Source organism: Clostridium sp. SGI.024, from assembly GCF_050315195.1.
GTDB lineage: Bacteria > Bacillota > Clostridia > Clostridiales > Clostridiaceae > Clostridium.
Map to the genome: position 1 here is coordinate 28,598 of NZ_JBNPON010000003.1, position 13,683 is coordinate 42,280.

A 13,683-nucleotide genomic window follows, 5' to 3' on the forward strand; every position below is an offset into this window, starting at 1 on the left:
CCAAGTAATTAATTGTTAAAACCCTAGATAAAGTTGAAGCTTTCTCTATGGTATTATCCATCAATATATTTATTATAATTTTTTTGCAATCATAGTAATATCAAATATATCTATAATGTTATCTAAGTTCAAATCATATTTATGTTTCCAGTTATCACTTTCCTTTGATATTCCATACCTCAATGCTAATGCACTTAAATCTTCAATATCTATAATACTGTCGTTATTAAAATCTTCATTTATTTTTAAAGAAATTTTATCAATCTTCGTTGAATCTATATTCAAAATATTATCAGTTATATATAGTCCATATATTCTATGTTCTGATGTGTATATTGTTTTTATCTCCTTAGACTTTATATTATAACTTTTAACTTCGTACCCATCTGAAAAATTTAATGTATTATTATAGCCAACCATACATATAGGATTTATTCCTTGAAGTTCAAGTTTGTTATTACTTCCTAATAAATCCATAGAATAAATATCATTCCTATTTGATGATAGATAATAAAGCTTATCATTAACTCTAGATAAATCATTATTATTATAATTTCTTAAAAACTTAAAGCTTTCATCATTACATTCTGGATATTGGCTTTTGTTCCAAGTATGACTTGTACTCATTTCTTCATTTGATTTATTAAAATAAGTATATCTTCTCTTATTTGTTTCTGGAACTGGATCATTAAAAGTAACATCAAGGTTATAATACTTACCATTTATCTTAATATAGTTCCAAGCATGATTCATTTCATCGCTAGTTATTATACCACTTTCTATCCCTAATATATTTGCTAATAATTTTACTGATTTTTCATATCCATCACATACAGCCGAACCATTTATTAAAGCTCCATAGACAGTATGAGAAATCTCTGGTATAGTATCTCTTAGATAATTATTATAGTCATAATTTTCAAACATATTACACTAAATTCATTATTTACAGTTAACTCTTTCAAAATTAGGCCTGCAAAAAATGTTAATTTTTTTTATTTTATTTTACATAAAATAAAAAGAGTAAAAACTAAGCATTTCGCTAAAATTTTACTCTTTGTAAAAAAAGAATTTAATATATAGTATATTTCTATTAAATATTTATAAAAAATAAATAAAAATATTTTTATTTTATGTCTAATTATTTTAAGCTTAAGAACTCCTCAATTTCTTCTTTATTATCTATAGCATATTTTCTTATTACTTTTAGGTTCACATAAAGTGGTACAGATATATTTTTTCTTTCTAATAATACATCTATATTTTTTATTAAATCATCAGCACTAGTTATTAAGTATTCTTCTCTATCAAAAACTTCTTTTTTATCTTTATCAAAGGAAATTAAATCTCTATTGACCTTAGTAAGTCCTACGAACTCAGATTTTCCACCTTTATTAATCCACCTAAAGGTTCCTAAAATTTTAGTTATCCCTATTTCTTCTGGAGATTTACATAAAAGTTTTCCTCCGTTTTCTTCCCATAGTTCTCTATTCATAGCATAAACTATTGTATCAGTAAAACTTTTTCCTCTTATATCTGACCAATCACAGGATCCACTTCCAGTTGGTACTAAAAGTCCAGCACTAGATTGAGCAACCCTGTTTTGTGTCCAAAGCACTAAATAATTATCACTTGTAATAGCTATGGTGCTTATTCCAATTTCATTATTCATAATAGATGCTGTAATATCCTTTAAATAATATCCATCTTTCCTTTTTATTACTGGCATAAAATCTTCAGCTGATGCAATTAATTTATTGTCTTCATTAGATCTTAATTCTTTTCCTGAAATTATATTAGTTAAATATGTGTCATAGTAACTTCCTTTATGGCAATAAACTTTTTTTTCATTAGTATTTATCTTTATATCTGCAGAAATACATAATTTCTTCTCATTAAAAAACATCTTTCCATAAAAATTAGAAAGCCTATAATTGAATTTTAAAAATGGAAGTAAATTCTCCTTATTCTCTTTTATAAATCTTTTTATATTCCTCTCCATATTTCTAGATTCTTCTAGCTCAAAATTTCCTTCTCTTATATAGTTATCTAAGCTAGTGCTTCTAACTACTCTTTCTATTTTCCCTGAAGGAAGAGTAATATCTTCTATTATATAATCACTTGTTAAACTATTTTCTATTTTTACTTCATTATATATTTTTTCCTGAAAATCGCACTTTATATATCCATATCTTAAATCCATACTATCTTTTATTTCAGAAATAATATTATATAAATCATATATAAATTTTATTATAGTTCCTAAGAGAACAAATATTATTGCTTTACCATTATTATTTTCAATAAATAACTCATTCCAACTACTTATTAATGTATAAGTTGATGTAATAAATAGTAATAAATCTATAAAAACTATTATTACTTCCATTCTCTTTATTTTAAATAAGTATAAATTATAATCTATAAAATTTTTAAACATATCCTTCCCCCATTGTTAAAATATGATTAATCTCTTTTATTATAATTTTTTTCATTGGCTTTCTCAATTTTTATTTTTAATATTTAGTTATATCTTTTTTATTACTTTTGCTGGATTACCTGCTATAATGCAATTACCTTCCATAAAGCTTTTTGTAACTACACTACCAGCTCCAACAATTGTAGAATCCCCTAAAACTACTCCTGGAAGTATTACACTATTCATACCAATCCAGCATTTTTCACCCAAAACTACATCTTTTACTTCTGAGTGTTTATCTAAATTTTTCAAATCATGATTAGCTGTTATTATTCCTACATTTGGAGCTATATAAGATCCTTTTCCTATTATAATTTTCCCTATTGCTTGAAAATATGTTCCATTAGTTTGAAAATTATTTAAATCATCAGAATGAAAAATTATATTATCTTTTTCAGGCAAATAAATTTTCACACCTGGTGCAACTGGCCAAGGTATATCTCTATTTATTCCTAGAATTTTTTGAAAGAAGAATCCTCTAAATATCCAATGCCATCCTTCTCCTCTTATACTATTGAAATGCTTCCCTTTAATATATTTCTTTTTATATGCATATCTAAATAAAGTAATACTGAAAAAATAATAAATTAATTTTTTTATTATTCTATATATCTTTCCTAACTTCAATACTTTATCCCCTTTTCTATATAATCATTATTTTATTGAATTTAGTTCTTTAAATAGTTTTTTAATATCTTTGCCATTAATTAACATCATTATTAAAATAAAAATTAAATAAGCTATTATTAAAATAATGAAACTAGAATCTATAAATTTATATAGAAATTCTTTAACCTTTATATTTATTATAGTAAATATGATTATTTGTAAAATTAGTGATTTAATCTTCTTAATATCAAGAATCTCTATTAAAGATATTTTTAACATTTTTGTACCATGATATAATTGAATAAATCCTACAAAGATTATACTTAACAAAGATGCAATAGCAGCACCAATCATACCCATTAATTTTAAAAATACTATATTAAGAACAAAATTTATTGCTAAAGTTAGTATTGAATATCTTAATATTAATTTAGACTTACCATTAGCATTTAATAACATCCCAAAGTTAGTGAATCTTGCCATATCAACTAATATATAAATTACAAATATCCATAAACCAGCTTTATATTTTTCAGAATATAAAAATTGTAATAACTCAGGGGCTACTGATAATGCTCCACCTGCTAATATCCAAGTACTTATATATCCAATTTTAATATAACTTTTTAAAATATTTTTCAAATCAGTTATTTTATTATTATTTGCTAATGAAATTATCTTTGGAGTTATTACTAATGTAAGTGAACTAACTATAAACTCAAAAGGAAGTTGTTTAGATACGTTGGTGTATAAAGCCAAATCTTCTGTTGACATAAACTTTCCTATTAGTAGCTTATCCATATCTTTTAATAATGTTCCCATCATTAATGCTACACCTAAAGGAATAGAGTACTTTAATATATCTCTAATTAAGTTAAATTTGATTTTACATATATTTAACTTAAAATGCTCCCTAAAAAAATTCCATCCCAAAAATATAATTTGAATTATGTCTATAGCTATCATTGATATTATTATTGTAGCTATATTTAATGTAAAATTTGTAATTATAATTATACTAATTAATTGCATAGAAGATACCACAAAATTTCTAATTGAAATAAATTTTGCTTCACCACTTGAAATATATAAAGATTGCAATATTAAAATTAAGTTATTTAAAAGTGGCTTAATTGATAAGTATATAATTAAATTTTTAATGTCTTCATTATTAAAATAAACCGTAAATTCATTTTTAAAAATATTTATTAGAAGGAATCCTATTACTCCAAAAATTATTGATAATGTTAATATATTATTTATATATAATTTCTTTTTATTTATATCATTTTCTCTATTGAAAAAATATAATACTGCACTATCTAGTCCAATACTAAAAATAGTAGTAGAAATTGATATTATAAGGATTGCTTGTGAGTACGTACCATAATCATAAACATCAAGTTTTCTTGATAATATCATTGTTTGAATCATTGAACTAACTATAGTAATACATTTTACAAACATTAAATAAATAGAATCCGATCCATATTTTCCTTTTCTTGAAGTAGCCATTCTATAGATCCTTTCATAATTTATATTAAGAATAATTTGATATTAGTAAATTAAAATATTTTACTGATTTTTTTATATGAAAATTTTCTTCTGCAAATCTTCTTGAATTAATTACTATTTGATTTTTTTCTTCTTCACTATAATTTAAATATTTTACTATTTCCTTGCATATATCAAATTCATTCAAATCTACAGTTTTACCAAAGTCATTTTTAACAATTAATTTAGTATCTCCCACATCAGATGCAATAATATAGCAGCCTGATGAAATAGATTCTAACAAAGATTGAGAAGGGTAATTTTCATTTTTTTGTAATGATAAGAAAACTCTAGCATTAGGAAGTATAGTTTTAGCATTTATATATCCTTTAAAATCTACTAAATCATCTAAATTATTTAATTTTACATATTCAACCAAACTTTGAAGTTCTTGTCCATTTCCACAAATTAAAATTTTATATTTATTATTTCTTAATTCATTTTTACATAAATTAACAGCTTTTAAAGCTAGTAATGGATTTTTTTCTTCTATTAATCTAGATGAAAATACTATAATATTTGATTTATCAAGGGGTTTATATTCTTCTAAATTAGTAAATGAGCCTGGTGTATAAGTAATATTTTTCACTTTATAATACTCTTTAAAATTATTAAGTTTAGAAGGATATAATATATCTATATGATTGGCTAATCTACTTAAAATTCTCAAAGATATCTTTTCCTTATTGGAATATAGCTTTAATTCTGCCAATTTTATATCTGCTATTGTTAGGATATTTTTACTTTTAATTAGCTTACTTATTATAATTAATGGTATTTTTTTAAATCCAACATCAAAGTGAAAAATTATTTTATATTTATTTTTCATCATTATATAAATTGCATGAAATATATTGCTACATACTATTATATTTAAAAATAGTTCTCCTATATATTCCTCTAGAAAATCATTTATTTTATCACTTTTTCCTATAATAATAATATCAAAATTATTTGTATTTTTAGAAATATTATTGAATATTCTAAGTAGTCTTCTTTCTGCTCCTCCACAGAAATCTGACCAAAAGAAAAAAAACATATTCATATTTTACCCTTTCTCATCTTTCAGTTTGTTAGTGTGATTTTTAACATTATTTATAAAAAATGCAATTATTATAAAAACTGCTCCGCCTCTATATGATGTGAAAATTGAGTCAGCTGTACTTGCTATAATGCAATATAATAATAGTGAAGTCATTGCTAATTTCACTTTAGGTTCAACTTTAAATTTAAATAATAAAATAAATAACAGTAGTATAGCAATTAAATAAAATATTAATCCAATAAACCCTGATTCTGCAGTTATTGCTGCCCAATGTGCATCCATAGCAAAGTCTGTTTTCTCTGGTGAAATTCCCCATACATTATTTATTCCATAATAATAATATAATGGTGAATATCTAGTTGTTGAAAAATATGTAGCAAAAGTCCCAAATCCACTTCCAAGTGGGAAAAAATCTTTGGCTATTTCTATACTAGTTCTAAGCAATACTCCTCTTGCTTCTTTTGAACTAAAAAGATTTTTTATTATCCTATCATATCCTATCCAAATTATAATTGGACTTATATATAAAAAGTATTTAATTTTAATTTTTCCAGTAACATTTAGCATAAAATATAGTGCTAAAAGTAGCATAAAAAATGCTAATGCTTTAGTTCTTCCAGATACTAAAGTAATAATTAATAGAGGGATAAAGTTAAGTGAGTATACTTTTTCAAATTTATATATGCTATTAAAAAAAAGCATAAGAGTAAAAATACTAAAAGCAAAAAAATCTAATTCTGCAACATGTGAGAAGCCAAGTGGAACTGATTTTATTCCATATCTTATATCTACATAGCTCAAAAAATTAAAGATTATATTTAATCCACCAACAAATGCATATCCAAATAATATTGCTTTAAGAAAATAATATATTTTTCTTAAGGTTTTTCTTTTTATTTTTAATTCTCGAATACATATTCTTGACATATAATAAAGTAATATAAATTTTATACTTAAAAATCCACTTGTTAAAGAAAATAAATGATCATTTTGTATATTAAATGTAATATCAGATATTACCCCAATAATAAAATAACAAAAAAAACATAAAAAAATCCATTTCTCTAATCTATATAGTTTTATTTCTTTTCTATCTAAAAGTATTTTTTTTAGACAAATTAAAAATAATGTTATTAAAATTATTTCATCTAAAAATCCTATTCCTATTAAATTTTCTAATGTTCCTTGGAATATTAACAAAAATATTACTACTAAATAAAACATTTACTCTCCTATTTCTAATCCTTTATCTACTAATGATAAGTAGATATTATCCATTTGCTTAAAATATTTTTTTAAATCAAATTCTTCTAATGCTATTCTTTTTGAATTTCTAGATAATTCATACCATTTATCATAGTTATCTACTAATTCTTCAAATTTCTCTACTAATCCTATAATATCTCCTGGATTTAACATATATCCATTTATATCATTTTTAATTGCCTCATTAATACTACCAACATTTGTGCTTATTACAGGTAACCCATATGAAATTGCTTCTAATATGGAAATAGGTAAGCCTTCATTATATGAAGGTAAAACAAATAATTGTGATTTCTTAAATAACTTTATTTTTTCATCTCCAGTTACCCAACCTGTAAATTCAAAATGGTTATTCATACCACTCTCTTCTACAATTTTTTTTATTTTATTTTCTTCTTTCCCACTACCTGCTATTATGAATTTTATTTTCTTATCCCCACTATAATTACTCAAAATAATTTTTGCAGCATCTACTAAGTCATATATACCCTTTCTTTTGTCTATAATAGCTAAAAATAATATATTGAATTCATTATTAATAAAGGATGCTTTAGTATCATTTACTTCAACAGCATTTTTTAATATGAAAGAATTTATTTTGGGATTTATTTTTTTTACATAATCATTCCAATTTTCACCTAAGGTTATTACATAATCACTATTTACAAGTAAATTAACTATTCTTTTTTTAATTAAATTATTTGCATTTTCATAATATTCCTTAAATTCTGCTCCATGCATATGTACTATCACTTTTTTATTGAATCTTTTTGATATTTTAAATGCGATGTACTTTCTTATGAAGCTTCCTCTTTCTGACATATGCATATGTATAATATCACTTTTTTTTATCTCATTTGTTAATGGAAAAATTCTAGTAATGTATTTAGATATTTTTTTCATGTTATTACAATTGTAATGAGTAGGGAAAAATTTAATTTCAGCATTTTCAAATTTATTGTTTAAAAAACTTAAAACAACAGAGGTCATTCCTCCCTTTACTGTAACTTCTGATCCTAACATTAATACTTTTATTTTATTCATATTTTCTCCTAACAAACATTTCATTAAAAAATATTTTTATAAATTGTGGATATTTAATGAAGTATCTAAAGAATAATCTTCTTGGTTCTTTAAGAAATCTATAGAACCACTCCATTCCTATCAATTGTACAAAATTAGGTGCTCTTTTTACTTCATTAGAAAATATCTTAAATGCTCCACCTACTCCCAATATTAAATTAACATTTAATTTATCCATGTTTTCTCTAATCCATAACTCTTGTTTAGGATTTCCCATACCCACAAAAAGTATATTACTTTTACTTTTATTTATAGTATCTATGACCTTTTTATTATCATTGAAATATCCATTATGAAAGCCAATATTTTTAATATTACTGTATTCTTCTTTTAAATTTTTTTTAATCTTTATCAATGTTTCATCTGTTGCACCTAGAAAAAAAACACTATACTCATTGATATTAGCTAAACTTAAAAGGCTATCCATTAAATCAACACCAGTAATTCTATATATTTTTTTACCTTTTAACCTTCCTGTTGCTACAATAGGCCATCCATCTGCCACTATATATTCACTCTGTTTATATATTTTTTTCACTTCATCTTTTTTGTTATTAATTATATGATCAATATTAGGAGTAAATATAGTTGCTTTATTATTTGAATTTATAAGACTTTCTAATTCTTTTAGCAAAATTGAAATATTATTATTGTAAAATTTTAAATCAAACAACTTATTTATAATAATCACCTACTTATCTATTACACTAATTAATTCATCTATAGCTGTTTTTACTACAATATTTTTAATCTTATACATATTCTCATCTTATTATTTTTAGTATGTGCAAAGCGTATAATAGATATTAAACTAGTTAATTTTCTACTTTAACAAGCATTTTTATCACCAAATAATACAGAAAAAGTTTTAATTATAAGTTTTAAATCTAGTAGAAAACTTCGATCTTTTACATACTTTAAATCCAGTTTCATCCATTCTATAAAATCTATATTATTTCTTCCTGATACTTGCCAATAACATGTAAGTCCAGGCTTTACATTTAACCTTTCTAACATCCAAGGTTCAAATTCAGCTACTTCCTTTGGAAGACTTGGCCTTGGTCCAACTAAACTCATATCACCTTTTAATATATTAATTAATTGTGGTAATTCATCTATGCTAGTTTTCCTTATAAACTTACCTATTTTTGTAACTCTAGGATCATCTTTCATTTTAAACATAGGTCCAGACATTTCATTTTGCTTAGCTAGTTTTTCCTTTAACTCTTCAGCATTAACAACCATAGATCTAAATTTATACATTTTAAACTCTTTTCCATTTAAACCAACTCTTTTTTGAGAAAATATAACTGGCCCCTTAGATTCTAGTTTTATTAAAATAGCTACAATCAATAGTAATGGACTTAAAATCACCAAAGCCACTGCAGATAAAGAAAAATCTATTATTTTTTTCGATAAATTATATATTATCCTATTATCTTTTTTTATTATTCTTTCATCTTCCACTTGCATTGTATCCATATATATTCCATCCCCTTTAAACTTATCTTTTACTAAATATACTTAATAATCTTTTTTTTTCTTTTATTGAATCCCCTATAAATTCAATTTCATCATCATTTAAAAGTCTTTCACTTGAGTCCCTTAAATAATTAAAGTAGTTATTATCCATCTCCTTTAGAATCTCAATGCCTTTACTCATATTAGGATTTCTTTTTTCATCTCTATGAGCATCAGATCCAAGAAAGCTATATATCTTATTTTTTAAGAAAAGCTCTGCTGTTTTCTTAACTTCTTTTCCAAAGTCTCCAGTTATACTTCCTATATTTAACTGAAATAGAAAACCTTCTTCAACAAACTCATTTATTAAAGAAGGACTTTTCATAAACTTAATATATCTTTCTGGATGTGCAATAACAGGCACTATCCCTTTAAGCTGTAACTCGTATAAAATATCAATTACTTCTTTAATAGAAAAGTTCCTCATATTAAACTCAATTAACATATATCTAGAATCGTTAATAGTTCCAATAAGCTTATCTTCAAAACTTTCTAATATTCTTTCGTTGAAATAAACTTCTTGCCCACAATAAATTTCAATATCTAAATTTTCTTCTTTAGATAAAACTTTTAATTCTTTTGTTCTTTCTTTAACTTGATTTATAGGTACTTCATAGTATCCTGGCAAGTAATGTGGTGTTAATACTAACTTTTTTGTACCACCTTCTACCGCTTGTTTTAACATATTAATGGTCATATCCTTAGATTTAGACCCATCATCAATTCCAAAAATAATATGAGAATGTAAGTCAACCATAGTACCACCCCCAATTTTCCTTTTATTAATAGCTTCAGTAAAGAAGCTTTTCACTATAATTATGAATTGATTTTACTTCTCTCCATAATAATATTGATATTTATTTCTACTTAAATCAGTTCCATTTAAAACTGTCCCTATTATATTTGCATTTACCTTTTTTAAAAGATTGATTGCATTATTAACTGATTCTTTTTTTGTTCTTTCAGCTCTAACTACTAATATTGTTCCATCTGCTTTAGTTGATAATATTTGTGAATCTGTAACCGCTTGTACTGGTGGAGTATCTAAAATTACATAATCAAAGTTTTCTCTAAGTTTTTCCAATAAATTCTCCATAGACTTTGACGAAAGCATTTCAGATGGATTTGGAGGTATTTTACCTGAAGTTAATAAAACTAAATTTTTATTATATCTATGCATTACTTTGGATAAATCTGATTTTCCTATAATCACATCTGATAAACCAGCTAAATTTGATACTTTAAATTTCTTATGTATACTAGGTCCTCTTAAATCACAATCAACTAATATAACCTTTTTATCTCCTTGAGCCATACATAAAGCTAAATTACCTGCTGTAGTAGATTTTCCTTCTCCAGGCTCTGAACTGGTTATAACTATAACTTTATATTCCTTATCAAATGATGAATACTGTATGTTTGTTCTTAAGGTTCTATAACTTTCTGCTGCTATAGACTTCGGTTCTTTTTCAACTATAAACATAACTTCCTCCTAAGATTCCTTTACTGTAGGTATTGATCCAATTACAGGAATTTCAAATTCTCTTTCTAATTGTTCCTTATTTTTAAAGGTATTATCTAAGAATTCTAATAATAATGCTAATCCAACTCCAACCATCAGTCCTAGTAAAAATGCTATTGCAATATTCATTTTCTTATTTGGACTAACTGGATTTTCTGGTAATTCTACTGTTTCTATAACTTTAATATTTCCATTTGGTACTAATTCCTTAGAAGTCTTTATAAACTCATCTGATATTCCCTTAACAATATTTTTTGCTTCATGTGGATTAGTACCCTTATATTTAATTTGCAATATTTGTGTATCTGAAACTGTAACCACTGTTAAGTTTTTTAATACTTCTTCTGCATCTAATTTAATATTGCTTTGCTTTAAACCTCTTGAAACTAAATCTTTAGTTTTTATAGCTTCAGAATAAGTCTTCATAAGCTTTTGATACATAAGTACATCATTTTGACTGTAGCTTTGGTTTTCACCTTCCTCTTTACCTACAAAAACTTTAGTGCTTGCTTCATATTGTGGTTTAATAATAAAAAAGCTAAAGACTGCAGCAATAATAGTAGTGATTAATGTAATTGATACTATCATTAGCCATTTTTTCTTTAAAGCTTCAATAATCTCATCTAATCTTATTACTTGTTCTTCCATTTTTCTCCTCCCATTCTTATTTCCTCATAACTTATTGAATTTTAAATGCTTCTTTCAGCAATTATAATATTTTCTTTTCTAATATTTACTAAAATTTATACATATATTTTGCATTACCTCTACAATTTTCGATTATACCATATGCATTTATCTTTTTAAAGAAAGAATCTATACATATTCAACCATTTTCGACCAATTATACTATTTATATGGATTTTATTTTTATTTTCATTTTATTTTTCCACTATTTCTTATATGTATGTTAAATATAGCTTTATCATAATTACAAATATAGGTAATTTTTGTATTTTGTAGAATTATAAGTGTAGATTTACTCATTACCTTAAATTAGAAGTATGGAATTAAAAAAACAAATAAGTAGTTTTAAAATTTATTAACTTTTCAATAATATCTAATATAAAAAATTCTCAATTTTTATTTTTCATGGGTACTTACTTTATGAAAGATATTTTATTGGAGGTTATATTTATGGATGATTTATTAAAGAAAGCAAAAAATAATGATAATTTTGCTAAAGAAGAAATAATTAAGATGTACTATCCTTTAATTATTAAGGAAAGTAAAAGGGTATTTTTAAAAAATAGAAGTTTTGAGGATTTAATACAAATAGGAATTGTACATTTGTTAAAGGCAATAAATTTATTTGATTTATCTAGAGGTAGTAAAAGTTTTACCTCCTATGCTCTTTGGAGTATAAAAAATGGATATGTTAGTCTTATAAGAAGTGAAGCTAAATATAATGATGAAATTAGTTTAAATTTACCTCTTTATAATGCTCCTGATATTGAAGTTTCGGAGAGTATAATTGATGAAACTATAGATATTGAAAAAGATGTTGCTAATTCTATAGTTTATTCTAATATTAATTCTGCTTTAAAGAACCTTGATTATGAGGAAAAGGATATTATTACTTTTCTATATATTGAAAATTCCTACCCAAACCTTTCTAAATATGCAAGACTTAGAAATAAGGATTATTATTATTGTTCTTGTTTAAAGAAAAGAGCATTGAATAAGCTTAAAATTCTACTAAGGGAATACAAGTAAGAAATGTACTTTTAAAAAATGTAAAATGAGTAATAAAAATCCACAATTAAAGAAGAAACTCTGCTAGGAGTTTCTACATTTTGTTGAAGGGAGCTGCTAACACAGCCCCCTAAAATATATTTTCTATAAAGTGCTTAATTACAAGTTAATAATTAAGTAAACTAACTTTCAGTTTTTTTATTATTTTATCTTTTATATATCTAGCTTTATAGTATTCTAAATTATTTTCTTCAGCATAATCCTTTAAAGTTTTTCTTTCAATATAAAGATCTTTTAATAAGCTTCTCTCATCTTCCTCCAATAAGCCTATAGCTTTTTCTAAATATTTTTTACCTTCCTTATTAATATAATCTTCTTGTATATTTGTATTCTCATCTACTATTTCTTTAATATCTATTAATATTGAAATTTCTTTTGATATTTTCTCTTTAAAATACACTTTTGTAGCTTTATCTATTTCTTTATATATAGTATTTCTTACAATTTCTTTCACATAACTAGGAAATGAGTCACTTAAAGTTACATCAAATTTATCTACAGCTTTTATTATTGCAAGTATAGTAAGTTGCTTTATATCCTCATCTTCATAGCCATAAATATAAAAGCTCATAGCTGTATTATTAATAAGAGGTTTAAAGTTTTTTATTATTTCTTCTAATGAGTTTTTGTCTCCTTGCTTTGCTTTAATAATTAAATTTTTCATAAATTTATTAGTAAGGATTCCCTTACTCCCCTCCTTTCCGTTTTTTCATTTTAATTATATCAAACATACGTTCTTACATCTATTGTTTTTTATCGCAATTTTTGACATTATAATGATAATTATAGTCAATTTCGGTTTTTATTTTTATGCTTTTAGATTATACTAAATATATTGATACTTATTTT

14 protein-coding genes are annotated in these 13,683 nt (G+C 24.0%); 1 reads left to right on the forward strand and 13 read right to left on the reverse strand.

What is annotated here, in order from left to right; translation table 11 throughout:
• Positions 1-72 precede the first annotated feature (72 nt).
• From ACQRD5_RS01600 to ACQRD5_RS01655, 12 genes are all read right to left on the reverse strand, one after another.
• Positions 73-927, reverse strand: a complete 855-nt coding sequence (locus tag ACQRD5_RS01600; protein WP_427746455.1) for a hypothetical protein — start codon at positions 925-927, stop codon at positions 73-75.
• A gap of 214 nt (positions 928-1,141) precedes the next feature.
• Entirely contained in the window at positions 1,142-2,440 is a 1,299-nt protein-coding gene (locus ACQRD5_RS01605) for a hypothetical protein (protein ID WP_427746456.1), read from the reverse strand.
• A gap of 87 nt (positions 2,441-2,527) precedes the next feature.
• A complete protein-coding gene (locus tag ACQRD5_RS01610; protein WP_320900517.1) occupies positions 2,528-3,106 on the reverse strand; it encodes an acyltransferase in 579 nt (192 codons plus the stop codon).
• A gap of 27 nt (positions 3,107-3,133) precedes the next feature.
• Positions 3,134-4,603, reverse strand: coding sequence for an oligosaccharide flippase family protein (locus ACQRD5_RS01615; protein ID WP_320900519.1), 1,470 nt, complete (start codon positions 4,601-4,603; stop codon positions 3,134-3,136).
• Between the two features lie 25 nt (positions 4,604-4,628).
• A complete protein-coding gene (locus ACQRD5_RS01620) occupies positions 4,629-5,687 on the reverse strand; it encodes a glycosyltransferase (RefSeq protein WP_321129549.1) in 1,059 nt (352 codons plus the stop codon).
• 3 nt (positions 5,688-5,690) lie between these two features.
• Entirely contained in the window at positions 5,691-6,911 is a 1,221-nt protein-coding gene (locus tag ACQRD5_RS01625; RefSeq protein WP_291628507.1) for a hypothetical protein, read from the reverse strand.
• Positions 6,912-7,997, reverse strand: coding sequence for a glycosyltransferase (locus ACQRD5_RS01630; RefSeq protein WP_291628509.1), 1,086 nt, complete (start codon positions 7,995-7,997; stop codon positions 6,912-6,914).
• Positions 7,990-8,727 (reverse strand): WecB/TagA/CpsF family glycosyltransferase, encoded by a 738-nt coding sequence (locus ACQRD5_RS01635; protein WP_291628510.1) that lies wholly within the window; start codon positions 8,725-8,727, stop codon positions 7,990-7,992. Before ACQRD5_RS01635 ends, ACQRD5_RS01630 begins: the two co-directional genes overlap by 8 nt.
• A gap of 137 nt (positions 8,728-8,864) precedes the next feature.
• Entirely contained in the window at positions 8,865-9,509 is a 645-nt protein-coding gene (locus ACQRD5_RS01640; protein ID WP_427746486.1) for a sugar transferase, read from the reverse strand.
• A gap of 31 nt (positions 9,510-9,540) precedes the next feature.
• On the reverse strand, positions 9,541-10,314 hold the full coding sequence (locus ACQRD5_RS01645; RefSeq protein WP_294168532.1) for a tyrosine-protein phosphatase: 774 nt from the start codon (positions 10,312-10,314) through the stop codon (positions 9,541-9,543).
• A 72-nt stretch (positions 10,315-10,386) separates the two neighbouring features.
• Positions 10,387-11,040: a CpsD/CapB family tyrosine-protein kinase gene (locus ACQRD5_RS01650; protein WP_427746458.1), complete on the reverse strand. Its 654-nt coding sequence runs from the start codon at positions 11,038-11,040 to the stop codon at positions 10,387-10,389.
• 9 nt (positions 11,041-11,049) lie between these two features.
• Positions 11,050-11,727 carry a YveK family protein gene (locus ACQRD5_RS01655; protein ID WP_294168530.1) on the reverse strand — a complete coding sequence of 226 codons (678 nt, stop codon included), beginning with the start codon at positions 11,725-11,727 and terminating at the stop codon, positions 11,050-11,052.
• Positions 11,728-12,216: 489 nt separating this feature from the next.
• On the opposite strand from ACQRD5_RS01655, the gene ACQRD5_RS01660 reads away from it, so the two are divergent.
• The gene (locus ACQRD5_RS01660) at positions 12,217-12,795 is read left to right on the forward strand and encodes a sigma-70 family RNA polymerase sigma factor (protein WP_291628519.1); all 579 of its coding nucleotides are present in this window, start codon (positions 12,217-12,219) and stop codon (positions 12,793-12,795) included.
• Between the two features lie 145 nt (positions 12,796-12,940).
• On the opposite strand, the gene ACQRD5_RS01665 is transcribed toward ACQRD5_RS01660, so the two are convergent.
• Positions 12,941-13,498: a sigma-70 family RNA polymerase sigma factor gene (locus ACQRD5_RS01665; protein ID WP_291628520.1), complete on the reverse strand. Its 558-nt coding sequence runs from the start codon at positions 13,496-13,498 to the stop codon at positions 12,941-12,943.
• Between the last annotated feature and the right edge of the window lie 185 nt (positions 13,499-13,683).

Bases quoted from the DNA above. Each gene is read 5' to 3' on its own strand.
- ACQRD5_RS01630 (WP_291628509.1), bottom strand. From the start codon at position 7,997: ATGAATAAAATAAAAGTATTAATGTTAGGATCAGAAGTTACAGTAAAG.
- ACQRD5_RS01650 (WP_427746458.1), bottom strand. From the start codon at position 11,040: ATGTTTATAGTTGAAAAAGAACCGAAGTCTATAGCAGCAGAAAGTTAT.
- ACQRD5_RS01615 (WP_320900519.1), bottom strand. From the start codon at position 4,603: ATGGCTACTTCAAGAAAAGGAAAATATGGATCGGATTCTATTTATTTA.
- ACQRD5_RS01660 (WP_291628519.1), top strand. From the start codon at position 12,217: ATGGATGATTTATTAAAGAAAGCAAAAAATAATGATAATTTTGCTAAA.
- ACQRD5_RS01625 (WP_291628507.1), bottom strand. From the start codon at position 6,911: ATGTTTTATTTAGTAGTAATATTTTTGTTAATATTCCAAGGAACATTA.
- ACQRD5_RS01640 (WP_427746486.1), bottom strand. From the start codon at position 9,509: ATGCAAGTGGAAGATGAAAGAATAATAAAAAAAGATAATAGGATAATA.
- ACQRD5_RS01620 (WP_321129549.1), bottom strand. From the start codon at position 5,687: ATGAATATGTTTTTTTTCTTTTGGTCAGATTTCTGTGGAGGAGCAGAA.
- ACQRD5_RS01665 (WP_291628520.1), bottom strand. From the start codon at position 13,498: ATGAAAAATTTAATTATTAAAGCAAAGCAAGGAGACAAAAACTCATTA.
- ACQRD5_RS01655 (WP_294168530.1), bottom strand. From the start codon at position 11,727: ATGGAAGAACAAGTAATAAGATTAGATGAGATTATTGAAGCTTTAAAG.
- ACQRD5_RS01605 (WP_427746456.1), bottom strand. From the start codon at position 2,440: ATGTTTAAAAATTTTATAGATTATAATTTATACTTATTTAAAATAAAG.
- ACQRD5_RS01645 (WP_294168532.1), bottom strand. From the start codon at position 10,314: ATGGTTGACTTACATTCTCATATTATTTTTGGAATTGATGATGGGTCT.
- ACQRD5_RS01600 (WP_427746455.1), bottom strand. From the start codon at position 927: ATGTTTGAAAATTATGACTATAATAATTATCTAAGAGATACTATACCA.